Source organism: Bifidobacterium sp. LH_426 (assembly GCF_056356875.1).
On record NZ_JBKEVB010000003.1, the window covers coordinates 47,210 to 71,193 of the forward strand.

20 protein-coding genes and 1 tRNA gene are annotated in these 23,984 nt (G+C 65.1%); 12 read left to right on the forward strand and 9 right to left on the reverse strand.

What is annotated here, in order from left to right:
• Positions 1 to 57 precede the first annotated feature (57 nt).
• The 5 genes from AC1AYD_RS04160 to AC1AYD_RS04180 all read left to right on the forward strand — a co-directional run bounded on the left by AC1AYD_RS04160 (position 58) and on the right by AC1AYD_RS04180 (position 4,526).
• Positions 58 to 131: transfer RNA gene (locus tag AC1AYD_RS04160), tRNA-Thr, on the forward strand.
• 268 nt (positions 132 to 399) lie between these two features.
• Complete coding sequence (locus AC1AYD_RS04165; protein ID WP_476532559.1) at positions 400 to 1,941, forward strand: aggregation-promoting factor C-terminal-like domain-containing protein; 1,542 nt, start codon at positions 400 to 402, stop codon at positions 1,939 to 1,941.
• Positions 1,942 to 1,978: 37 nt separating this feature from the next.
• Positions 1,979 to 2,947 (forward strand): 16S rRNA (adenine(1518)-N(6)/adenine(1519)-N(6))-dimethyltransferase RsmA, encoded by a 969-nt coding sequence (rsmA, locus tag AC1AYD_RS04170; protein WP_476532558.1) that lies wholly within the window; start codon positions 1,979 to 1,981, stop codon positions 2,945 to 2,947.
• Positions 2,944 to 3,846, forward strand: a complete 903-nt coding sequence (locus tag AC1AYD_RS04175; protein WP_476532557.1) for a 4-(cytidine 5'-diphospho)-2-C-methyl-D-erythritol kinase — start codon at positions 2,944 to 2,946, stop codon at positions 3,844 to 3,846. The genes rsmA and AC1AYD_RS04175 overlap by 4 nt, the downstream gene beginning before the upstream one ends.
• A 47-nt stretch (positions 3,847 to 3,893) precedes the next feature.
• Positions 3,894 to 4,526, forward strand: coding sequence for a LytR C-terminal domain-containing protein (locus AC1AYD_RS04180; RefSeq protein WP_476503266.1), 633 nt, complete (start codon positions 3,894 to 3,896; stop codon positions 4,524 to 4,526).
• A gap of 194 nt (positions 4,527 to 4,720) precedes the next feature.
• Here the strand turns inward: AC1AYD_RS04180 and AC1AYD_RS04185 are convergent, their stop codons facing one another.
• The gene (locus AC1AYD_RS04185; RefSeq protein WP_476532556.1) at positions 4,721 to 6,130 is read right to left on the reverse strand and encodes a CCA tRNA nucleotidyltransferase; all 1,410 of its coding nucleotides are present in this window, start codon (positions 6,128 to 6,130) and stop codon (positions 4,721 to 4,723) included.
• 120 nt (positions 6,131 to 6,250) lie between these two features.
• Between AC1AYD_RS04185 and AC1AYD_RS04190 the strand changes: the two genes are divergently transcribed.
• From AC1AYD_RS04190 to AC1AYD_RS04215, 6 genes are all read left to right on the forward strand, one after another.
• Positions 6,251 to 7,261 carry an NUDIX hydrolase gene (locus AC1AYD_RS04190; protein ID WP_476532555.1) on the forward strand — a complete coding sequence of 337 codons (1,011 nt, stop codon included), beginning with the start codon at positions 6,251 to 6,253 and terminating at the stop codon, positions 7,259 to 7,261.
• Positions 7,219 to 9,522 (forward strand): DUF6049 family protein, encoded by a 2,304-nt coding sequence (locus AC1AYD_RS04195; protein WP_476544724.1) that lies wholly within the window; start codon positions 7,219 to 7,221, stop codon positions 9,520 to 9,522. The genes AC1AYD_RS04190 and AC1AYD_RS04195 overlap by 43 nt, the downstream gene beginning before the upstream one ends.
• Entirely contained in the window at positions 9,519 to 11,165 is a 1,647-nt protein-coding gene (gene murJ, locus AC1AYD_RS04200; RefSeq protein ID WP_476503270.1) for a murein biosynthesis integral membrane protein MurJ, read from the forward strand. Before AC1AYD_RS04195 ends, murJ begins: the two co-directional genes overlap by 4 nt.
• Before the next feature lie 230 nt (positions 11,166 to 11,395).
• The gene (locus tag AC1AYD_RS04205) at positions 11,396 to 13,375 is read left to right on the forward strand and encodes a protein kinase family protein (protein WP_476544725.1); all 1,980 of its coding nucleotides are present in this window, start codon (positions 11,396 to 11,398) and stop codon (positions 13,373 to 13,375) included.
• A 254-nt stretch (positions 13,376 to 13,629) separates the two neighbouring features.
• Positions 13,630 to 14,859, forward strand: coding sequence for an NAD(P)/FAD-dependent oxidoreductase (locus AC1AYD_RS04210; RefSeq protein WP_476544726.1), 1,230 nt, complete (start codon positions 13,630 to 13,632; stop codon positions 14,857 to 14,859).
• Positions 14,860 to 15,119: 260 nt separating this feature from the next.
• Positions 15,120 to 15,491, forward strand: coding sequence for an endonuclease domain-containing protein (locus tag AC1AYD_RS04215; RefSeq protein WP_476503273.1), 372 nt, complete (start codon positions 15,120 to 15,122; stop codon positions 15,489 to 15,491).
• Between the two features lie 320 nt (positions 15,492 to 15,811).
• Here AC1AYD_RS04215 and AC1AYD_RS04220 read toward each other — a convergent pair whose 3' ends face one another.
• From AC1AYD_RS04220 to rpmH, 8 genes are all read right to left on the reverse strand, one after another.
• Positions 15,812 to 17,101, reverse strand: coding sequence for a ParB/RepB/Spo0J family partition protein (locus AC1AYD_RS04220; protein WP_476503274.1), 1,290 nt, complete (start codon positions 17,099 to 17,101; stop codon positions 15,812 to 15,814).
• Position 17,102: 1 nt separating this feature from the next.
• The gene (locus AC1AYD_RS04225) at positions 17,103 to 18,047 is read right to left on the reverse strand and encodes a ParA family protein (protein ID WP_476503288.1); all 945 of its coding nucleotides are present in this window, start codon (positions 18,045 to 18,047) and stop codon (positions 17,103 to 17,105) included.
• A gap of 260 nt (positions 18,048 to 18,307) precedes the next feature.
• The gene (gene rsmG, locus AC1AYD_RS04230) at positions 18,308 to 18,976 is read right to left on the reverse strand and encodes a 16S rRNA (guanine(527)-N(7))-methyltransferase RsmG (RefSeq protein WP_476532549.1); all 669 of its coding nucleotides are present in this window, start codon (positions 18,974 to 18,976) and stop codon (positions 18,308 to 18,310) included.
• A gap of 68 nt (positions 18,977 to 19,044) precedes the next feature.
• Entirely contained in the window at positions 19,045 to 19,560 is a 516-nt protein-coding gene (locus AC1AYD_RS04235) for a Jag family protein (protein ID WP_034525659.1), read from the reverse strand.
• A gap of 132 nt (positions 19,561 to 19,692) precedes the next feature.
• Positions 19,693 to 20,706: a membrane protein insertase YidC gene (gene yidC / locus AC1AYD_RS04240; RefSeq protein WP_476503276.1), complete on the reverse strand. Its 1,014-nt coding sequence runs from the start codon at positions 20,704 to 20,706 to the stop codon at positions 19,693 to 19,695.
• A complete protein-coding gene (gene yidD / locus AC1AYD_RS04245) occupies positions 20,703 to 21,002 on the reverse strand; it encodes a membrane protein insertion efficiency factor YidD (protein ID WP_476503289.1) in 300 nt (99 codons plus the stop codon). The genes yidC and yidD overlap by 4 nt, the downstream gene beginning before the upstream one ends.
• Before the next feature lie 25 nt (positions 21,003 to 21,027).
• Positions 21,028 to 21,402, reverse strand: a complete 375-nt coding sequence (gene rnpA / locus AC1AYD_RS04250) for a ribonuclease P protein component (protein WP_476503277.1) — start codon at positions 21,400 to 21,402, stop codon at positions 21,028 to 21,030.
• A 37-nt stretch (positions 21,403 to 21,439) separates the two neighbouring features.
• A complete protein-coding gene (gene rpmH, locus AC1AYD_RS04255; protein WP_034525651.1) occupies positions 21,440 to 21,574 on the reverse strand; it encodes a 50S ribosomal protein L34 in 135 nt (44 codons plus the stop codon).
• A 315-nt stretch (positions 21,575 to 21,889) separates the two neighbouring features.
• Between rpmH and dnaA the strand changes: the two genes are divergently transcribed.
• A complete protein-coding gene (gene dnaA, locus AC1AYD_RS04260) occupies positions 21,890 to 23,464 on the forward strand; it encodes a chromosomal replication initiator protein DnaA (RefSeq protein WP_476532548.1) in 1,575 nt (524 codons plus the stop codon).
• The last annotated feature ends 520 nt before the right edge of the window (positions 23,465 to 23,984 follow it).

Consider the following 23,984-nt stretch of genomic DNA (forward strand, 5'->3'; position numbering starts at 1 on the left):
TCCGCTGGTAACTGCTATGCTGGGTTTCCGCGTGCGCGACACACTGTTGCGTGCCACGCCTCTTTAGCTCAGATGGCCAGAGCGGCCGCCTTGTAAGCGGCAGGTCGTCGGTTCGATCCCGACAAGAGGCTCGTCATGCGTGAAAAAGGCGTATACTGTGTGATGCGCCGGGGGCGCGCAGGAAATACTTAACACGGGTAAGTCGTCTAGGAGCCTTCCCCCGATTATGGCTTCCTGGACAGGGCAGGAGAGTCCCCCAACCATCTCCTTGCCTTGATAATAGGGGGCGGGAACTTCCCCTTCTCTCCCGCCCCCTTTTTCTTTTTCTTTGCAGATGGTGCGCTACGATGGGCACCGAGTGCGCCCGGACCGATCGCGGGCGGGAAACGAGGTAATGGCATGGCACGGCGGTGGACCCCGCAACGATTCGTGATGTTGCGTCGTATCCGTGTGGCCGTGTGCGTCGTGACGGTGCTCGCGGCGTGTGTGGCGACGTTCGCGTTCTCCGCGCGCAAGTCGGTGGCGCTGACGGTGAACGGCAAGACGACGACCGTCCAGACCTACGCGATGAGCGTCGACCGTCTGCTCGAGGAGCAGGGCGTCAGCGTCAAGACGCATGATCTCGTGCAGTCCTCGTCCGGCAGCACGCTCGCCAACCATGCGGTCGTCACCGTGCGCAGCGCCTACCAGACCACCGTGAACGTGGACGGCGAGGAGATCCCGTTCTGGACGGTGGCGGACAGCGCCGACCAGCTCATCGGATTCTTCAAGGCGAACGAGAAGCAGGCCTCGAAGATCACCGTCGACATCGACAACATCTACAACCAGCTGACCGGCGGCCTCGTCATCAACAAGGAGGGCCCGGTCACGGTCATCGCGGACGGCAAGTCGTCCGAAGCGCCGAACGGCAAGCTTCCGGCGGCCTCCATCCTCGATTCCAAGGGCATCAACGTGGGCAAGGAGGATCGCGTCAGCGTCGAAGAGGACGGCGGCGAGACGATCCTGCGCGTCAGGCGCGTGACCCACGGCCAGGAGACGCGCACCAAGTCGGTGCCGTACTCCACGCAGACGATCATCGATTCCTCACTCGAATCCGGCCAGACGGAAATCCGCCAGCAGGGCCAGAACGGCGAGATCCAGCAGGTCTTCGACGTGACCTATGTGGACGGCGTCGCGGAGAGCGAGACGCTCGCCAGCGAGACGACGACGAAGGCCGCGGTCGACCAGATCATCGCGGTCGGTCCGGAGAAGGTCGAGGAGCCGAAGGAGGACACCGGCAGCGGCAAGGCCGATTCCGGTTCGAACCAGTCCACGAAGCCGAACACGTCGAACAAGAACGACGACAAGGACAAGTCCGACAAGAACGATTCCTCCGACAAGAAGAACGAGTCGAACTCCGGCAACAACTCGAACAACTCGGGCAACTCGAACTCGGGCAACTCCAACAATTCCGGCTCGAACTCCGGTAACTCGGGCAACAGCGGAAACTCCGGAAACAACAACTCCGGCGGCAACAACTCGGGGAATTCCGGCAACTCCGGGAACAATTCGGGCAACAGCGGAAACTCTGGAAATTCCGGCAACTCCGGAAATTCCGGCAACTCCGGCGGCTCCAGCTCCGGTTCGGGCCGCCTGTGGCACCCGAGCGTCGCCCAGGCGCAGACCTACGCGGCCGCGGCCGCCGCCCAGCGCGGCTGGACCGGCGCCGAATGGGACGCGATCGTCTGGCTGTGGAACAAGGAGTCCGGCTGGCGTTGGAACGCCGCCAACCCGTATTCCTCCGCCTACGGCATCCCGCAGGCGCTGCCCGGCTCGAAGATGGGCACCGGCTGGCAGGACGACGGCGCCGTGCAGATCGACTGGGGTCTGAGCTACATCGCCCAACGCTACGGCACGCCCACCAACTGCAAGCGCATCTGGGAGCAGCAGGGCTGGTACTGATATCGTGAATCCCATTTCGGAAGGTGTATTGAACGACGTGACGACTGAACCCACCGCAACCGCCGAGGAGACGGCCACGGGCCATCTGCTCGGCGCCGCCGACATCCGCCGCATCGCCGCCGAGGCGGGCGTGAGCCCCACCAAGAAGTTCGGCCAGAACTTCGTCATCGATCCGGGCACCGTGCGCCGCATCGTGCGTGAGGCGCACGTCGGCCCGGAAAGCCACGTGCTCGAGGTCGGCCCCGGTCTCGGCTCGCTCACCTTGGCGATTCTCGAGACCGGCGCGCGCATGACCGCCGTCGAGATCGACCCGCCGCTGGCCGAGCGTCTGCCGGACACGATCGCCGAGTTCATGCCGGAGGCCGTGGACCGGTTCGCCGTCGTCAACCGCGACGCGCTCACCGTCAATCCCGCGAACCTGCCGGACTTCGCCGGAGACGAGCCGTTCACGCTCGTCGCGAACCTGCCGTACAACGTCGCGACGCCGATCATCCTCACACTGCTGGAACGGTTCGCGAACCTCGAATCGTTCCTCGTGATGGTGCAGAAGGAGGTCGCCGACCGTCTCGCCGCCACGCCCGGCAGCAAGATCTACGGCACGCCGAGCGTGAAGCTCGCCTGGTACGGCGAGGCCTCACGCGTCGGCACGATCGGACGCAACGTGTTCTGGCCGGCGCCGAACGTCGACTCCGCGTTGGTCGCGTTCACGCGCACGCGGCACGACGGCGTCGCCGGCGACGAGGTCGCGGCGCACGCCGAGTCCCTGCGCAAGGAGACGTTCCGTCTCATCGACGCGGCCTTCGGCCAGCGTCGCAAGACCCTGCACGCCGCGTTGAAGAAGACGGTTCCCGCCGGCACGTTCGAGGCGGCCGGCATCGATCCGACACGTCGCGGCGAGACCCTCACCATCGACGAGTTCACCGCGTTGGCCGAGGCGGTCATGCGGCTTTCCGGCGATGGCGACGACGCGCATGCCGACGACGTCGCGGCGGAGGCACGCGCATGAGCACGCCCGTCACGGTGAGCGTCGACTGTCCGGCGAAGACGAATCTCACGCTCGAGGTCGGCCCCTCCCACGCCGAGTGGGGCGGACGCCACGAGCTCGACACGATCTACTGCGCGGTCAGTCTGACCGACACGGTCACCGCCACGGCGAAACCGGCCGGCGCCGGATTCTCGCTCGACCTGGGCGGCGAGCATCTCGGCGATCTCGCGTCATCGTCGGCGGACATGCGCCGCAATCACGCCGTGCTCGCCCTGTTCGCGATGGCGGAGGCGGCGGGCCGCGAACCGGACGTCGCGCTGACGATCGAGAAACGCATTCCGGTCGGCGCGGGTCTCGCCGGCGGATCGGCGGACGCTGCGGCGACGATCCTCGCGCTGAACGCGCTGTGGGAGCTCGACTGGCCGCTCGACCGACTGCGCGAGGTCGCGGCGACGCTCGGCGCGGACATGCCGTTCTGCGTGGCCGGCGGCTACGCGCACGGCACCGGATACGGCGAGATCATCGAGACGATTCCCGACGATTCGGATGCGGCGCGAGGACTGCGCGAACAGGGCTACGCGGGATCGCTGCTCGTCGGCGCCTACCAGGCGCAGCTGAGCACGCCCGAAGTGTACGGCGAATTCGACGTGGTCGGTGCCGGCGAAGGCGACCGGAACCACCTGCAGAAGGCGGCGGTCAGCCTGCATCCGCGCTCCGGCGCCGCAATCCGCGAGGCGTTGGCGGCGGGCGCGAGCCACGCGTTCGTCTCCGGATCGGGCCCGTCCGTCGTGGCGTTCACGCCCACGCCGTCCATCCGCCGCGACGTGATCGCCGCATGGGAACGGTCGAAGGCGGTGGACCGCATCATCGCGGCCGAAGCGCCCGCCGTCCCGTCGGTCAGCGTCACGGTTGCACGCTAAGGTAAATAGGCACTGCGTAAGTCAGGCAGCGAAGGAAAGGGAACCGAATGGCCGAAGAGTATGACGAGCGCGAGGCACGCAAGGCGTATGTGCTACGCCGTCAGAAGATCGTGTTCTCCATCACCGGCGCGATTCTCGTGGTCGTGCTCATCGTCGCGACGCTGTTCTTCACCGGCGTGATCCAGGTCGACCAGCAGGCCAAGAAGGCCACGAAGCCGAACTACGGCGTGGCCGTGCCGTGCGCCGCGAAGAACGAGGACGGCACCGCGATGAAGTGGGCGGACAACAATTCGGTGATCCTGCGCGTGCGCAACGGCACCGAGTTCACCGGTCTGGGCGCGGCCGTCGGCGAGGCGCTCAAGGACCGCCAGTTCGACGTGCGCACCATCGACTCGTACACGAGCGCCAAGGTGACCCGCACGACCATCTACTTCGGCGTGAACGCGATCAACCCGGCGTACACGGTCAAGGAGTACATCCCGGATGCGGTGCTCGTGATGGACGACCGTCAGGATCGTCTCGTCGACGTGGTGATCGGCGCCACGTTCAACAACCTGAACTCCGAGAAGGAAGTCAAGAAGCACGGCGACACGATCAAGGACTTCGACGGCTGCAAGACCGTCGAGGCCATGCAGCAGGCCGGCCTGAGAAAAGCCGACAAGCACACCGAGATCAACTGATCGATTATCTGCCTCCCTCTGATGAGGGAGGTGGCCGCCGCAGGTGGCCGGAGGGAGAGACACGAGCGGCCGTAGGCCGCGGGGAAAACGCATCGGCCAAAGGCCGATTCCATGTTTCCCGCGGCCTACGGCCGCTCTTCTTTCTCTCCCCCACCCGGCTCCGCCGGGAGCCCCCTCGTCAGAGGGGGCCGAGTCTACTCACTCGCCCATCGTTTCAATTCGGCAACGGCGACATCGTGGTCTACGGGGCCGTTATCGAGGCGGTATTCGAGCATGTGGCGGTAGGCTTGGCCGACCATCGGGCCGGGCTCGAGGCCGAGGATCGACATGATCTCGTTGCCGTCCAGATCCGGGCGGATCGCGTCGAAGTCCTCCTTCTCCTTGAGCTCCTTGACGCGGGCCTCCATCTCGTCCATCGCCTCGGCGAAGATGCGCGCCTTGCGGCGGTTCTGCGTGGTCGCATCGGCGCGGGTCAGACGGTTGAGCCGCTCGTACAGATGGCCGGCGTCCTTCACGTAGCGGCGCACCGCGGAGTCCGTCCACGGTTCGTCCACGTAGCCGTGGAAGCGCAGGTGCAGGTTCACGAGCTCGCTCACGTCGTCGACGATGTGGTGGTCGAAACGCAGCGCCTTGAGGCGCTTGCGCGTCAGCTTCGCGCCGACGGCGTCGTGATGGTGGAAGCTCACCTTGCCGCCCGGTTCGAACCGGCGCGTCTTCGGCTTGCCGACGTCGTGCATGATCGCGGCGAGACGCAGCGTCAGGTCGGGGCGCGGCACCGGGCCGTCCTCGCCGGTTTCGAGCGCGACGGCGCGGTCGAGCACGATCATCGTGTGCTCGAACACGTCCTTGTGGCGGTGATGCTCGTCGATCTGCAGTTCGAGTGCGGGGATCTCCGGCAGGACGATGTCCGCCAATCCGGATTCGACGAGCGCTTCGATGCCGGCGCGCGGGCGGTCGGAGAGCAGCAGCTTGGTGAGCTCGTCGCGCACGCGTTCGGCGGACACGATCGAGATGCGTTCGGTCATCGCGCTGATCGCCTCGGCGGTCTCCGGTTCGATGGAGAAGCCGAGCTGGGCGACGAAGCGCACGGCGCGCATCATGCGCAGCGGATCGTCGTCGAACGACTGTCGCGGGTCGACCGGCGTGCGCAGGACGCCCTTCGCGAGGTCGTTCGCGCCGCCGAACGGGTCGACGAATTCGAGGTCGGGCACGCGCAGCGCCATCGCGTTGACGGTGAAGTCGCGGCGGGACAGGTCACCTTCCAACGTGTCGCCGTACTGGACCTCCGGCTTGCGCGAATCCGGATCGTACGTGTCGGAACGGTAGGTGGTGACCTCCACCTTGACCTCGGTGCCGTCGTCGCGGCGGCGCATCGCGCCCAGCGTGCCGAACTTGCGGCCCATGTCCCAGAAGCCGTCGTGGCCGAAGCGACGCAGGATCGGCTCGAACTGCTCGGGGCGCGCCGACGTGCAGAAGTCGAGGTCGTGGCTGCGGCGGTGCAGCAGCAGGTCGCGCACGGGTCCGCCCACCAACGCCAGCTCGTAGCCTTCGGCGGCGAACATGCGACCCAATTCAATGGCTTCAGGCCAAACTTCGAAATCCACGCCAATCCTTTCGGACACGGTTCATACGCCGCGCATCGGTCACGGTGCATCGTCTTGGTATCTGTCGCTACCAGCATACCGTTACTCGACATGCACAGGGACTTGAGTAAGGTGGAAGGCATGATTACGCCCGCGGACCTTGCGCGCATGCTGGAGCATGCCGACGATGCCGCGGTCAACCATGCCCAAAACGGCCATGACGACGACGTGCTCATGTACACGTCCCAATCCCGTCCGAAGCCCGTTCCCGCGCCCGTCACACCATCACCGAAACCCGCTTCCGCGACCGCGCGGACCGAACCGGCAGCCGTGCCGAAGCCGCCGATGGTGAGCGACATCATCGACACCGCCGGCACGCTCGACACGGCGCAGACGGTCGCGTCGGTGGTCGCGCGGGAGGCGGCGAAAGCGACGCCGATGTCGACGCCGACTCCGGCGACCGTGTTCGCGCGCGTGCGCGTCACCGGTTCCGACACGACGCCCAGCGGCCAGCGCATCACGACGCGCGTCGAGACGTCGGTCACGGCGTCCGTCACGGTCGAGCCGGCGGGCGGCGTCACGGTGACCACCGTGGACGCCGCGACGCCGGGCGCGGCCGCGACGAACCCGCGCATCCCGACGCCGGCGATGATGCCGCGCAAACGCACGTCCGACGGCCCGACGACGTTCGCCTCGCTCGACGCGCAGGAGCTGCCCGTCGTGCGCGAGTATTCGGCCGGCGGACTCGTGTTCGACGAGCGCGGCCGGGTCGCGATCATCGCCCGCCACTCGCGCAGCGGCCACCTCGAATGGTGCCTGCCGAAGGGCCATATCGAGAAGGGCGAGACGCCGCAGCAGACGGCCGTGCGCGAGGTGCACGAGGAGACGGGCATCCTCGGTGAGGTGGTCGAGTCGATTGCGACGATCGACTACTGGTTCACCGGCACGACGCAGCGCGTGCACAAGCTCGTCCATCATTTCGCGTTGAAGCAGATCGGCGGCGACCTCACCGTGGAAGGCGACCCCGACCATGAGGCGGAGGACGCGATCTGGGTGGATTTCAAGGACTTGGACGATGTGCTCAGCTACCCTAATGAGCGCAAGATCGCATGGCTCTACTCCCGGAAACTGAACAGGCAGGCAAACGAGTGATTCCATACGCCCCCCTACGACGCATCCAGGCATGGCGCATTCTGACGGGTCTGCTGATCGCCGTGGCGGTCGTGGCAGGTGCCGTGCTGCCGCCGGCCACCGCCTTCGCCGCCGACGGCGACAACGGCACCGCAACGCAATCCGCACAGTCGACGAGCACCGGCACGACCGACGACAACTCCGACGCGACCGCCACGCAGACGCTCGCGCTGACCGAGATGACCGCGGTCGTCACCGACACGTCCGGATTCCACCTCAAGGCGACCGTCACGAACACCGGCGACTCCGCGTGGGCGGCCGGCGAGGTCACGCTCGAGACGAATCCGATGTTCACGTTCACCTCCCGCACCGACATGCAGGAGTGGGCGCAGTCCGACAGTCCGATTCCCGCGCCGGCGAGTCTCGGCTCGGCGTCCGTGCCCGCGCTGCAGCCGAAGCAGAGCGCGACGGTCACGATCGATCAGGACGCCGGCGCGGACGCCCTCACGCAGATGCTCAACTGGGGTCCGAAGCCGCTGCTCGTCACGTACAGCCACGACGACGCGAACGTCGAGGTCCACACGTTCCTGACGCGTTCGGCCGCCGGACTCGACAACGCGAACACGCCGGCGATGAACATCACGATGGCGATGCCGCTGACCAGCGACCATTGGACCGCCGACGCAGACACGCTCACGAAGCTCGTCACCGACGCGGACGCCGACACCGACGGCTCCACGAACTCCTCCGCCACCTCCACCGGCGCGGCCGTGCTGGACGGCGACCACACGCGCTTCGACCATGCGCTCGAACAGGCCATCTCGAAGCACTCCTCGCTGCAGACCATCGCCGACCCCACGTATCTGGACGCGCTGGCGATGCCGCCGCAGACGAAGGCGATCATGCAGCCCGCGAGCTTCGACATCACCGCCTACGCGGCGCAGGAGAACGCCGCGGCACGCTACACGAACGCCGGCATCACCGACGACGCGTGGAACGCGGACGCCGCCCTCGCCGACTACCGTGCGGCGCTCGGCGACCAGAAGGCCACGTCGCAGACGATCGCCTGGCAGGGCCAGGGCCAGTGGACGCTCGACGCGCTCACCGCCGCCCGCCGCCAGGGCTACACGACCGTCATCTCCACGCATGACTTCGAATCGTCCGAAACGGACACCGTGCACACGGGCACCGCGATCGTGCCGACCGACGCCGGCGACGTGACCGTGCTCGTCGAACAGCGCGAACTGAGCAACCTCGCCAAAGGCAAGGCCACGAACGCGAAGGCCACGGCCGAGTCGACGATGGCGGGCCGTCTCGCCCGCTTCGTCGCGCAGAGCGCGTTCTACCAGATGGAGCAGCCGTACAACGAACGCAACCTGCTCGTCTGCTTCTCCGCCGACACGGACGCCTCCACCGTGGACGCGTTCATGAGCGCCGTCGAATCGGCGTCCTGGCTCAAGACCACCGACTTCGACGCGCTGGAGCACGCCGATCCCTACGTGACCGGCGACGACGCGCGCGCGGCCGTGCCCGCCGAATCGGGCATGTCCGCGGCGGACTCCTCGGACGTGACGAACGTGATCGCCTCGCTGTCCGCGGGACGCGGCGACATCACGCGTTTCCGCGACAGCATCCTCGACGGCGGCGACGCGACGGACGACGCGCAGGCGCTGGCGCGGCAGGACGCGAAACGCACGGCCTCACGCGCGGCCGCCGGCGGCACGGCGGCCAACGCGTGGGTCAAGCGGCTGCTCGCCGCGCACGCGGAACTCGCGCTGCACGCCCTCTCCATCGACGGCGGCTCGGCAGGCGTCGACACGACCACATCGATGACGGCCGTGGGCGGCGCGCAACAGCTCGCCAACGACGTGCTCGGCGGCGTGAGCCTCACGCCGTCCGAGACGGTGACGATGGTCTCGGAAACCGCGACGATGCCGGTGACCGTCAGCAACGCCACCCCCTATCCGGTCACGATCCGCGTCTTCTCGATCACCGATTCGCCGGAAATCGTCACGTCGCGCCGCAACACGGTGACGATCCCGGCGCGCGGCGAGGCGCAGGTGACGTTCACGCTGCGCGCCGCAACCTCCGGTTCGGCCACCGCGCACGTCTCGCTGCAGGACCGCAACGGCGGCACGTTCGGCGGCTCGCAGGACACCGCGATCAACTGCGTGCTCAAGATCAGCGACAAGACCGGCTTCATCATCATCGGCCTCGCCGTGGCGCTCGGCGCGCTCGGCCTGTGGCGACAGTTCAACCGTAAGAAGGACCCCGACGAATGAGTTCCAACGTCGGCCGCAACTCCCTGATCATGGCATCGGGGACGATGGCCTCACGCATCACCGGCCAGATCCGCACGATCCTGCTCGCCGCGTGTCTCGGCACGACCGGCATCGCGGCGAACGCCTACCAGACGGGCGCGATGATCCCGCAGGTGCTGTTCACCGTGATCTCGGGCGGCATCTTCAACGCGGTGCTCGTGCCGCAGATCGTGCGCACGCTCAAGGAGCATGACGCGCAGGACCGCCTCAACAAGCTCATCACCCTGGCGATCGCGATGCTCGCCGGCATGACCCTGCTGATGATGCTCGCCACCCCGCTGCTCACGATGCTGTACCTCGACAACAGCTGGGGCCCGGCGGAGCGCGCGCTCGTCAACGCGTTCACGCTGTGGTGCATGCCGCAGATCTTCTTCTACGGCCTGTACACGGTGCTCGGCCAGATCCTCGCCGCGAAGGACAACTTCGTCACCTACGCGTGGAGCTCGGTCGGCGCGAACGTGATCAGCTGCGCCGGCTTCACGATGTTCCTGTTCCTGTTCGGCCCCGCCTCCCGCGCGCCGCTCGAGTTCTGGACCACCGGCAAGGTGATGCTCACGGCCGGCACGTGGACGCTGGGCGTCGCGTTCCAGGCGGTGATCCTGTTCGTCCCGCTGATGCGCCTCGGCCTGCACTACCGTCCGCAGTGGGGCGTGAGCGGCATCGGCCTCAAGGCGATGGGCCCGGTGGCCGCGTGGAGCGTCGGCGTGATGGGCGTGCAGGAGCTCGCGAACATCGTCAACGCGCGCATCACCAACGGCGCCCCGTTCGCCGGCAACGACCTGTACGGCATCGCCGGCAACGGCTCCTATCAGAACGCGTTCACGCTGTACATCCTGCCGTATTCGCTGATCGCCGTGTCGGTCGGCACCGCGATCTTCCCGAAGATCTCGCGCGCGGTCGCCGCGCACAACCTCGACGAGGCGCGCGAGGACCTGAGCGGGGCCCTGCGCAACGTCGGCGTGATGATGATGTACTTCACGATGGCGATCGTCGTGATGCCGGTGCCGATCACGATCGCACTGCTGCCCAGCGTCAACGTGCCCGAGGCGAAGCTGATCGCCGGGCCGATGGTCGCGCTGGCGCTCGGCCTGCCGCTCACGAGCGCGTACCTGCTCATCCAGCGCACGTTCTTCGCGTTCGAGGACGGCCGTCACCCGTTCCTGTTCCAGCTGCAGGTGAGCGTCATCCAAGTCGTGTTCGAGATCGCCGTGATGCTGCTCGCGCCAGCCCGCTACTGGACGGCCGGCGTGGGCCTCGCGATGACGGTCGGCTACCTGCTGAGCTTCCCGTCGCTGGTCATGATGCTGCGACGCCGCTTCGCCGGCAGTCTGGACGGCCGGCGCATCGCGGTCACGTATCTGAAGGCGCTGCTGGCGGCGGTCGTCGCCGGTCTGGTCGCGTGGCTGCTCACCGATCCGGCCATGGCGCTGCTGGGCGCGTCGATGCGCGACGACCGTCTCAACTGGTTCCAGGCGTTCGGCTTCTGCGCGCTGACGACGGTGGTCACGGCGGTCGTGTACGCGGTGATGCTCGTCGTGCTACGTTGCGAGGAGTTCACCGCGATCGTGCGGTCGGCGTCCGCGCGCGTGCTGCGTCGCCGGTGATGGTCCGGCGACGTTGCGGCGATGGCGACGGCGACGTGATGCGATGATGCCGTGATGACGCCTTCCTTTTCGACCATCCCCATGATTAGAATGACAGCAGCGCCATCGACTCGTATGGTGGCGTCGAAGCGCTTACGCATTACGGAGTCGAAGAAACTATGAAGCCTCAGCTGGGAGACACGCTTTTCAACCGCTATACCCTGGTCACGCTGCTTCGTGACGAGCCCGGTGTGCAGGCTTGGAGGGCCAACGACCGCGTGCTCGCCCACGATTGCCAGCTGTTCGTGCTCACGGATCCGGGCACGCTTGAGGACGTGTCGTCGCTGGCCACGCAGCTCGGCCGCAAGAGCGGCATCACGCCGGTGCTGCAGTTCCGCCGTTCGGGCGACGCCGCCGTGCTCGTCACGCGCGTGGAAAGCGGCCTGTCCCTCACCGAATATCTGAACGGACCGGCCCGCGGCACGATCAGCTTCGAGGCGATGCGCTCGATCATCGCCGAAACCGCGACCATCGCGACCGCGCTGGAGCAGCCGCGTCTGTCCACCGACACGATCCGCATCTCCGTGCAGGGCATCGAGATCGCCGATGCGCCGCTGGCCGGACTGCTCGTCGAACCGACGAAGGCCCCCAAGACGATTCAGGGCGAACAGCTCGCCATCCGTCAGCTGGCGTCCGTGCTGTACGCGATGCTGACGCGCCGCCCGACCTCGCTGAACACGACGTATGATCTTGCGTCGATCGGCGACATCCCCGGCGAATTCCACGTGATCCTGTCCCGCGGCCTGGAGCTCACCAAGGAGGACGGCCGCCGCAGCGAGCCGATGCTCACGCTGAGCGAGCTGACCGCGCTGCTGGGCGAGTGCAAGCCGCTCACCGACCTGACCGATCAGGACATCGCGCTGCCGTCCGACGCCGGTGCCGGCTCGATTGCCACCGTGCACGTGCGCGACATGCGCAATGAGCATCTGACCAGCCTGCCGCATCACGTGGTCACGACGGAGAAGCTGCCGGACCTCACCATCCACCGCCCGCTCACCGAGGCGGAGGCCGCGCGTCACGCCGAACAGGTGGTGGCCGAGCAGAACAAGCAGACGTTCGCCGAAATGCAGGCCGCGTTCGACAACTATTCGCCGCGCGTGCTCGGCGACCAGCCGGGCCGTCTGCCCACCGACGCGAAGGGCAAGCCGATGCGCATGCCGGCGCTGCCCGAACGTCCGGCTTCCGACGACTCCGGTTATCAGAACGACCAGGGGTACCAGGGTTATCAGGGTTATCAGGGCGACGACCTGTTCCACGAGTTCTCGTTCCAGACGCAGGCGTTGCCGACGATGCCGTCCGGCGCGAATCCCGGCGAGGAGACCACGCGTATCCCCGTGTTCGTCGATCCGAACATGGCCACCGAGGCGATCGACGTGTCGTCGGTGCGTCACGAGATGAAGGCGAAGTCCGCTGCTCCGGCCGCCGGTACCGCTGGCGCGGGCGCGGCGTCCGGTGCGGCGAGTGCGGGAGCCCCGGTTGCGGGCGCTGGTGCGGCCGGTACGGCCGTCGCCGGCGGCCTGGGCGCTGGCGCGCCTGCCGCGGCGGGGACGTCCGGTGCGAACGGTGCATCCGGTGCGTCCGGTGCGAACGGTGCGAACGGAACGATCGGAACGCAGGCCGGGAACGGCGTTGCCGGCGCGAACGCCGGTGCCGTTCCGCCGAGCATTCCCGTTCCCGACGCCGACGCGACGATCGTCGACATGGCGCCGATCGGACATGATGGTGCGGCCGGAACGCCGGTGGCGTTCGCGCCTGCGCCGCACGCGCGCGGCGTCGCCATGCCGGACGCGTCGATGCAGCAGCCGCCGAGCTTCACCCCGAAGGAGTCTCCGGTGCAGGCCGATGCCGCCCAGGGCGACGGTGATAATCTCGCGAAGCAGCGTCTGTTCGGCAAGATGACCACGACGGTGGTGGTGGTCATCGTCGCCAGCGTGCTCATCGTCGCGGCACTCGTGTTCGCGGTGCTGACGTTCATGCACAGCAACACTAACCCGGCGGACAGCGGCGTCGACAAGAACAACCAGTGGCCGAGCCAGAAGAACCTGGAGAACGTGCCGTTCGGCGACACGTCCAACAACGAGACGTCCAACGACTCCGACGGCGCCTCCACCAACGGCTCCGCCGAATCCGACATCGAATACATCAACGTCACCGCCGCCTACTACCGCTGAGTGACCCCGTTTTCGGCCCCCTCTGACGAGGGGGCTGTCAGCCGAAGGCTGACTGGGGGAGAGACCGCGCCCGCAGGCCGCGAAAAACTAAATCGGCCTATGGCCGATACTATTTCTCCGCGGCCTGACGCCCGCTCTTCTTCTCTCCCTCCGTCATCGCTTCGCGATGACACCTCCCTCCTCAGAGGGAGGCTTTCTTTATCGGCTCCTCTTGGCCGACTGAGGGAGAGAACCCCCTTGGCTAGGCTGTCAGTATGACTGTGCATAACGTGATCATCATCGGTTCGGGGCCGGCCGGTTACACGGCGGCCATCTATCTGGGTCGCGCCGGCTTGCGCCCGGTGCTCGTCACCGGCGCCCTCGCCCCCGGCGGCCAGCTCGTCAACACCACCGAAGTGGAGAATTTCCCCGGGTTCCCGGACGGTATTCTCGGCCCCGATCTGATGGACGCGATGCGCGCCCAGGCGGAGCGTTTCGGCACCGAGTTCATTCATGAGGACGTCACGTCGGTCGAAGTGCTTGACGGCGATGACTCCTCGCCGGAATCCACCGTCAAGCGCGTCACGTTGGATTCCGGCGACGTGCTGGAATCCCGCGCGGTGATCGTCGCCACCGGATCGTCCTACCGCAAGCTGGGCGTGCCCGGCGAGGAGGAGTATTCCGGTCACGGCGTCTCCTATTGCGCCACCTGCGACGGGTTCTTCTTCAAGAACAAGCCGATCATCGTGGTCGGCGGCGGTGATTCCGCGTTCGAGGAGGCGCTGTATCTGACGCGATTCGGTTCGTCGGTCACGCTGATCCATCGTCGCGACGAGTTCCGCGCCTCCGCGATCATGGTGGAACGCGCCCGCGCGAACGACAAACTCACGCTTCTCACCAACACCGTCGTCACCGCCATCCACGGCGGCACCACGGGAACCGATAGTGCTGGTGCCGCCGGCGCGGGCGCCGCGGCCGTGGACGTCACCGGTGCGAACGCCGCACCCTCCGCGACGTCCTCCCTCCCGACCTCGCTCTCCCTCAAGCCGATCAACGGCATCACCCTGAACGCCGGCAAAACAGGAGGCCTCGGTCTCGCCGGTGGCGCGGACAAGACCGCCGACGCGAACGGCGCTAGCGCGGCAGGTTTCCCGCTCAAGCTGGGCAACGCGCTGGGCGGCGTGACGCTGCCCGCGGCCGCACCGGCGGCCGGCAGCGTCACGTCCGTCGACATCCGCGATACGGTGACCGGCGAGACCGGCACGCTGGACACGGCGGCGGTGTTCGTCGCGATCGGCCACTCCCCCGCGACCGCGTTCACCGGCGATGTGGTGAAGAAGGATGACGACGGCTACATTCTCGTGGACGGCGCGAGCACGCGCACGTACACGCCCGGCATCTTCGCCGCCGGCGACTGCGTCGACCGCACCTACCGCCAGGCCATCAGCGCCGCCGGCATGGGCTGCCGAGCCGCCCTCGACGCCCAAGACTACCTCGCCGACTGAGGCAAGAACCGAACCACTTGGCCCCCTCTGACGAGGGGGCTCCCGGCGAAGCCGGGTGGGGGAGAGACCGCGGCCGTCAGGCCGCGAAAACGGAATCGGCCTACGGCCGATACAATTTCCCCGCGGCCTCACGGCCGCTCCCCTTCTCTCCCTCCGTCATCGCTTCGCGATGACACCTCCCTCATCAGAGGGAGGCATATCGGATTACGCGTGACGGATAATCCTCTTCTACTCGCCGAGGATGACTACGCTGGAATCGTGTGAAGGAATATAATCGCGGCAATGTGGCCAATGCGCGTTCCCTGCGTCGCAATATGACGCCGTGGGAGCGGAAGCTGTGGTACGAATTTCTACGAGGTCAGCCTGTCCGGTGGCAACGTCAGAAGCCTATCGCTGATTTCATCGTCGATTTCTATTGCGCCAAAGCCCAGTTGGCCATCGAATTGGATGGAGGTGGACACTACGCGCAATCCCAACGTAATCAGGATAATCAACGCACGGCATTGCTGAACCAACAGGGAATACAGGTCGTCAGATTCAGCAATCACGATGTGGACACACGATTCTACGAAGTATGCACGGTAATCGACCGCACGACAAAGGAGCGTCTTGCCGCATTAGGAAGATGCTAACCCGATTGCCTCCCTCTGACGGGACATCGCCGTAAAGCAAACGCCGGAGGCGTTTGTAGGCGATGTGCGAGCCGACAGGCGAGCCGATATGAGGCCAGCCGCAGGCTGTCCGTTGTTACGGACGAGGTGGCCGCCGCAGGCGGCCGGAGGGAGAGAAGAAGAGCGGCCGTCAGGCCGCGGAGAAATAGTATCGACCGAAGGCCGATTCAGTTCTTTGCGGCCTACGGCCGCGGGTCTCTCCCCCACCCGGCTCCGCCGGGAGCCCCCTCGTCAGAGGGGGCCAAGAATGCTGTCATGCGTCGTAGGCGCATGTCCGGGGATTAGCGCCAGTCGTCCTTTTTGTTGTCTTTGGGCATGAGGAGGCCTAGGATGCGGTCCATGTCTTCGGGGGACGAGAAGACGATCTCGATGCGGCCGTGCTTCGGGGTGCCCTTGATCGAGACCTTGGTGTCGAAGCGGTCCTCCAGATTGCTCTTGATCGGCGAACCGGCCCACGGATCGTTCTTGCGCGCCTTCGGCTTCTTCGGTTCCTTGTCGTCGAGGTTCGCCATCGCGACGATCTCCTCGGTGCTGCGCACGGACAGGCCTTCCGCGATGATGCGGACGGCGAGCTTGTCCATCGCCTCGGGGTCGTTGAGTCCGAGCAGGGCACGCGCATGGCCGGCGGTGAGGATGCCGGCGGCGACCTTCTTCTGCACACCGGCGGGAAGGTTGAGCAGTCGGAGCGTGTTGGCGATCTGCGGACGCGACTTGGAGACCGACTTGGAGAGCTGCGCCTGCGTCAGACCGAACTCGTCGATCATCTGCTGGTAGGCGGCAGCCTCTTCGAGCGGGTTCAGGGCGACGCGATGCAGGTTCTCCAGCAGGGCGTCGCGCAGCATGTCGTCGTCGGCGGTCGTCTTGACGATGGCGGGGATCGTCTCCAGTCCGGCGAGCTGCGAGGCACGCCAACGGCGTTCGCCCATGATGAGCTCGTACGGGCTGTCCATGCGGCCGTCGAACTGATTGGCGGGCTCATGGCCTTCCTGCGCCTTGCGGGCCGCCTCGATCTGGGCGGCGGGACGCTTCCGCACGACGATCGGCTGGAGGACGCCGACTTCCTTGATGGAGGCGGACAGTTCGTTGAGATCGTCCTCATCGAAGACAGTACGCGGCTGGTGGGTGTTCGGGCCGATGTCGGACAGCTTGAGCTCGGCCAGATAGCCGCCCTCAACCGGCTTCAGCTCCGGCTTCTCGTCGCTTTCCTTCTTCGCGGTTTCACGTGAAACATGCTGTTCGGTCGCCTTCTCCAACGGGGACTGGCGGGAGGTGATCGACGACTGGATCGGCTTCTCCACGACGGCGCCGGTGACGGTGTCGTTGAAGAACATGTCGCTCGGGTGGGCGATGTCGCTCAGCGCCGGCATTGCGGCGCGATGCTGCTTCTTCGGCTTGGAGGAGGACTTCGGCTCGCTCTTCTTCTTGGTTTCACGTGAAACAGAGACGGGCTTCACCTCCAGCTTCCTACGCTGGGGAATGTCGTGCTTGGGCTTCTCCTCCGGAGAGTCCTCCCCCGGCAGTTCAGGGAACAGCGCGCCGAGGCCTTTGCCGAGACGGGATTTCGATGACATATCAGGCCTCCTTCATCCTGGTCGCGATGGCTTCCAATACGTTTTCGGAACGGCGGGTGATCTCCAGCGCGGCCTCGCCGTAGGAGATGGCGCCCATGCCGTGCGGGTCGTAGACGATGACGCTCTTGCTGAAGCTCGGCGCCTCTGAGATCTTCACCGTGCGCGGAATCGTCGTGTCGAGCACGATGGACGGGTAGTGCTTCTTCACTTCGTTGTACACCTCGCGGCTCAGCAGCGTACGACGGTCGAACATCGTGATGAGCATCGTGGACACGGTCAGGCTCGGGTTGAAGTGGTCCTGGACCAGGCCGATCGTGTTGATGAGCTGGCCAAGACCTTCGAGCGCGTAGTACTCCGCCTGGATCGGGATGAGCATCTCGTGCACGGCGCACATCGCGTTGATGACGAGCAGGCCGAGGCTCGGCGGGCAGTCGATGAACACGTAGTCGTAGTGATGCTCGGATTCCCCGAGGAACTTGTCGACGGCCTCCTTGAGCAGGGAGTTGCGATTCGGCAGGTCGGCGACCTCGAGTTCCGCACCGGACAAATCGATGGAGGCAGGCACCACGTCTAGGTTGTCGAAGTCGGGGCACGGCTGCATGGCCTCGGCCAGCGTGAGACGGCCTTCGAGCACGTCGTACACGGACGGCTCCCCCGAGGCATGGCTCACACCCAAGGCGGTGGAGGCGTTGCCCTGCGGATCCATGTCGATGACCAGGACGCGCATCCCGTGCTCGGCCAGCGCGGCCGCCAGGTTCACCGTCGACGTGGTCTTGCCGACGCCGCCCTTCTGGTTCGCGATGGCGATCAGACGCGTCCGGGACGGCTTCGGGAACTTCTGCTGCTGCAGCTTGGCGTAACGATTGGACTCCAATGCGATCTCCGCACCGACCGGCGACTCCCCCTCGGCGAAGATGCGCCTGATGGTCTGTTCGGCGGACTCCATCGGATTCTGATTATCGGCCATGACCTCTCCTTGACAACACAACATGCCGGAATCCGACCCCATTCGGGATCGGATTCCAGTACTGCCCACTTATCCACAAAAATGTGGATAAGTGTGGATAACTCGATTCTCTGGCTGTGGACGGACTGTTTTCGTTGGTTTCAAATCCTCAATATATCAACGTTCTTCGGCACAGCCACCGTTCGGTTGACAATGTGGATAACTTTGTTCGACCTGTGGAAATGTGGAAAACCGCACCCCTATCGCTTATCGACCAGCACCACGTGCGTCGGCTCCAGACCGGGCCCGACCTGGGCCTCGACGACCCTCGGATTCACACCGCGGCGCTTGCCGATCTCCTTGGCGGCCTTGTCGATCTCCGCCTGGGCGGAACGTCCCTTGAGCGCGACGAGCCTGCCGTGGGGCTTCAGCAGCGGCAGCGTCCACCCGGCAAGCTTGGTCATCGGGGCGACGGCGCGGCAGGTCACCACGGCGTACGGATGCAGGTCACGGTCATGGCGCATGGCGTCGATGACCTCTTCGGAGCGGGCGCGGAACACGCTCACGTTCTTGAGCCCCATCGCGTCACGACATTCCTTGAGCCATTCCACGCGACGTTCCATCGGCTCGATCAACGTGAACTCATGGTCGGGCAGGCACGCTGCTGCCACCAGACCGGGGAATCCACCGCCACTGCCGACGTCGGCCACGGTCTTGAACCGCTCGTCTTCGGTCGCCTCGCGCACGAACGGCACAATCGCCGCCGAGTTGAGGATATGCCGCTCCCAGATGATGTCGACGTCGCGCGGGCCGATGAGCCCACGCGGCTCCCCTTCCTCGGCGAGTTTCACGTGAAACACGCGCAACGGCTCATAGGCGTCGCCAAGCACATCGCGCAGCACCGGCGAACCGTCCAGCTGGTCGGCCATACCACTCCCCTCTTCTCTCTACGGTTTCCTGCAGTCTCAATCGATCGTCACACGGACCGGACGGGACGTCACTCCTCGTCGGAGTCGTCCGCGTTGGCACGCAGGTAGATGGTGACGTAACGATGCGGCTCCTCACCATGGGAGCGGGACTTCAACCCCTCCTCGCGCACGACGTCGTGAACGACCTTGCGTTCGAAGGAGTTCATCGGCTTGAGATCGACCGGCTCGCCGGTCTCCTTGACCTCGTCGACGGCGTCGAGCGCGATGTCGTGCAGACGCTGGCGCTTGCGCTTGAGGAATCCGTCGACGTCGACGATGAGACGGGAACGCTCGCCGGTCTTCTGCTGCACGGCGAGACGAGTGAGCTGCTGGAGCGCATCGACCACTTCCCCGTTGCGGCCGATGAGATGCTTGATGTCGGTGTCGTCGTCGGCGACGATCTGCACCATCGGGCGGCCGTTGCGCACGCCCATCTCGATGTCGCCCTCGTAGTCGGCGATGTCGAGCAGTCCTTCCAGGTAGTCGGCGGCGATGTCGGCTTCGTCGTTGAGCTGATCCACCGTCTTGTCGTCATTCTGGGCCATGAGGTCCTCCTTCGATCATGGGTCTATGGGAATAGTCTAAACCAGCCATCCGCTCCAGCCACGTAGGCGAGCCGGGATAGCTCGGCCCGGTGCTTCACGGTTTCACGTGAAACACCGGGCCTTACTTACTCGTCATTTCTTTTTGTTCTTGTTCTTGCGCTGAGGCTGCTGGCGCTGATAGCCGCGCGATTCCTTCTGCTGCGCCTCGACCTTGGCCTTCTCCAGCGCCTCATCCTCGAGGGACAGCTGGCCGGCCTTGGCGCGGCGGGCGTTCTCCTTCTCGTGATCGCGGACTTCCTTGGCGTCGGCCGCGGGCGATCCGGGAGTCGGGAAGGCGTACATCTGCCAGAAGGTACGCAGCAGGTTGCACACGTTGTTCGTCAGCCAGTAGACCAACACGGCGAACGGCATCGTGATGCCGGAGAAGATGTACATGACCGGGAAGATCCACAGCATGGTCTTCTGCATCGTGGCCGCCTGGCCCTGCATGGTGGCCGGGTTCATGTTCTTGTTCATGTTGATCCACTGCATGAAGAACATGCAGCCGCACATGAGCGCCACGAACACCACGATGATCGCCTTGGCCGTCATGTCGCCGTTGCCGAACGTGCTGGTGGTGTTCACCAGGCCGAGCACCTTGGATTCGGAGAACTGCTTCGCGGTCTCCACGTCGAAGGCGCCGAGCGCCGCACGCTTGCCGCGCGCGATGTACGGGATGGCGGACAGCACGTAGAACATGCACATGAAGACGGGGCCCTGGATGAGCATCGGCAGGCACGAACCGGCCGGGTTCGCGTCGTTGTCCTGATAGAGCTTCATCATCTCGCGGCTCAGGGCCTCTTTGCTGGCCTGGTCCGTCTTGCCCTTGTACTTGTTCTGGATCTTCTGCATCTTCGGCTGCAGCGCCTGCATCTTGCGCATCGACAGCATCTGCTTGTAGAAGATCGGGAGGATGCACGCGTGCACGACGAGCACGAGCACGATGATGGACAGCACCCATGAGACGCCGACCGGGTTCATGCCGAGCATGACGAAGAAGTCATGGACGACCTTCATGATCTGCGTCATCAGCCACTCGACCGGGGTCAGGATCTTGTACAGCCAACCCCAGAAGCCGCTGTCCAGCAGGAATTGATTTTGGTTCATGGTAAGGGATTCCCCCATTCGTCAGTCGGCAACGGCGTCAATCGAGGTTCCTCGTGAGCCTTCGACCATCGGAAACGATAGAACAACGAGAAACGTCGGGGCACGTCGTCGATGCCGCCGCGACTCCACGGCCGACACCGCAGCAGGCGCAGCACGGCGAGCGTTCCCCCACGCAGGGCGCCGAACCGCGCCACCGCTTGGATGGCATAGTTCGAGCAGCTCGGATAGTACCGACAACACGGCACCGCACGATGCGCGGAGAACGTGCGCTGATACCAGCGCACCCCGCGGATCATCATGGCGGCCATGCCGTTCATCGCGTCACCGTTCCCGGATATCCCGATCGATCCGTTCGGCGATCTTCGCGAACGCCGAGGCCACCTGCCCGTCCAAGGACTCGAACGGAGCCGAAGCCGCGCTCGGCTTGGCGCGCATCACGATGTCGCACCCCTCGGGCAGCCGGTCCTCATACGCGCGCGCGAGCACGCGGAAACGACGTTTGACCGTATTGCGCGTGACGGCGTTCCCGACCGCTTTTGATACGGCGAGACCCATGCGCCGCGCTTCGGGCGCCACCAGGGTACGCGTATGCGAATCGTCGCGCACCAGATAGTGCACGACGATGTCGTTGCGCGAAACCTTGTGACGGCGTTTCAGCACGGCGACGAATTCGCTGTGGCTTTTCAGCCGTTCCACGACCGTCTTGAAAAGTCTAAGACGCCGACCGTCTGAATCAGGCGGCCAGGGTCTTGCGGCCCTTGGCGCGACGACGGTTGATCAGGGCGCGGCCGGAACGGGTGCGCATGCGCTGACGGAAGCCGTGCTTCATGTGACGACGGCGGTTGTTGGGCTGGAAGGTCCTCTTCATAGTTGTGCTCCTAAGTCTTTCGGCCACGCTGACGCGCGGCTCCCACGTGAGTCAAGCTATACCAAACTACCCTCACCCCTCCCCCAACGTCAACACAGGTGCATTTCATTCACAATTCACCGTTCCGACACGACACGCCGCGACACGCCGAAAGCGCCATATGACGCCGTTCCGAAGCCGCGAGTTATCCACAAATTACAGGAATGTTATTCACAATCCAATGATTGCAACACGCAAGCCTGTGGATAACTTCCAAGCTATGAGTAACAATGGTGTGCGCACTTTATTCGTTCGAGCAGTGGAAGGAGGACCGGCATGGCCGATGAACCCCGCGACCCGGTGACCGAGGCCAACCATATCTGGTCCGACACGCTGACGCTGCTCAAGCACAATTCCTCGCTTTCCCCGCGCGACAAGGGATGGCTGGAAGGCGTGTACCCGGAGGGCGTGTTCGGCACGACCATCGTGCTGTGCGTCGAGAACGCCGGAACCCGCCAAGCGCTGGAGAACGAACTGCGCCGCCCGCTGCTCGAAGCGATGAACATGGTCACCGGTCAGGACATGACGCCGGCGTTCAAGATCGCGCCGCGACGACCGTCCACGCCGAAGACGGAGACCGTCACGCCGTCGCGCCGCGCCTCCGCATCGAAGCGGGGAGGCGCGATGGACGCCGAGAACCCGCCGTCCATCGCCGATCTCGGCAAGGAGCCGTTCGGTTCGCGCGGTCCGGTGCCGAACGTGCCGACCTCGATGCCGGCCACGATTCCGACCCCGGTCGACATGGCGACCGCCGCCGGATACCCGATGAGCCGCAACAAGGTGGCCCGCGATCCGGAGACCCACCTCAACAAGAACGCGACGTTCGACACGTTCGTCCCCGGCGATTCCAACCGTTTCGCCCGCACTGTCGCCCTCGCCGTGGCCGAGGGATCGGGCCGCGACTTCAACCCGCTGTGTATCTACGGCGGTTCCGGTCTGGGCAAGACCCACCTGCTCAACGCGATCGGCAACTACGCGCTCGTCAAGGACCCGAGCCTCAAGGTGCGGTACGTGAATTCCGAGGAGTTCACGAACGAGTTCATCGAGGCGCTGCAGAACACGACCCAGAACCAGGGCCAGATTGCCGAATTCAACCGGCGCTACCGCGAGGTCGACGTCCTGCTCATCGACGACATCCAGTTCCTGGGCGGCAAGGAAGCCACCCTGGAGCAGTTCTTCCATACGTTCAACGCGCTGCATCAGGCGAACAAGCGCATCGTCATCGCCTCCGACGTCGCGCCGAAGAACCTCAAGGGCTTCGAGGCGCGACTGATCTCGCGCTTCGATTCGGGTCTGACCGTCGACGTGAAGCCGCCGGACCTCGAGACCCGCATCGCGATCCTGCGCATGATGGCCTCGATGAACCACAGCAACATCCCCAACGATGTGCTCGACCTCATCGCCGAACGCTTCACGGAGAACATCCGCGAGCTGGAGGGCGCGCTGACCCGCGTCACCGCCGTCGCCAGCTTGAGCAACCAGCCGGTCACGCGCACGATGGCCGAGCAGACGCTGCAGGATTTCTTCACCACCGACGTGGAGGTGAAGCCCACCGACATCATCAGCCAGGTGGCGAAGTACTTCCATCTGTCGTTCGACGACATCGTCGGCAAGTCGCGCATGAAGAACATCGCGATCGCGCGGCAGGTGGCCATGTACCTCACGCGCGAGATGACCAGTCTGAGCCTCGTCGACATCGGCAAGGTGTTCGGCGGTAAGGACCACACGACGGTGATGCATGCCTGCGACCGCATTTCCAACGGCATGCAGGACCGTCAGGAGATCTACAACTACGTGATGGAACTGACCGTCAGGCTGAAACAGGGAAACACCGACTTCAAGCAGAAGTAGAGGGTACATGGGGTCTCTCCCCCAGTCGGCTACGCCGACAGCCCCCTCGTCAGAGGGGGCCACAACTGAATAGGCTCCCCTTGTCAGGGGAGCTGTCATGCGCAGCATGACTGAGGGGTAGTCACGCAGCGAATCGAAGGTCATCGTCGACCTTGGCCGTGTCGATCGCGTGTGGCGAACGAATCCGCGCTCTTCCGAAACCCGTCCGAAAATCACCCTGAAAACGTTCGCCAGAATCGATTCTCCCGGCCGAAATCACCCCGCGACACTCCGTGGAACGAGAAAAAGTGGGGTAAAGTTATCCACATACTTATTCACAAATGTGGGTAACCTCAGTGGAAAACCGGTGGATGACCGCCCGTTTTCATGTGGATAACCAGTGGATGAACCCGCATCGAATGTGGAAAACCGAAAAGAGACCCGAAGCCTGTGGATAACTCGCCGATTTATCCACAATATCTCGATGGGTTATCCACATTTTTCCACTGCCGCCGAAACGAGACGCCACAAGCCCTCAGCG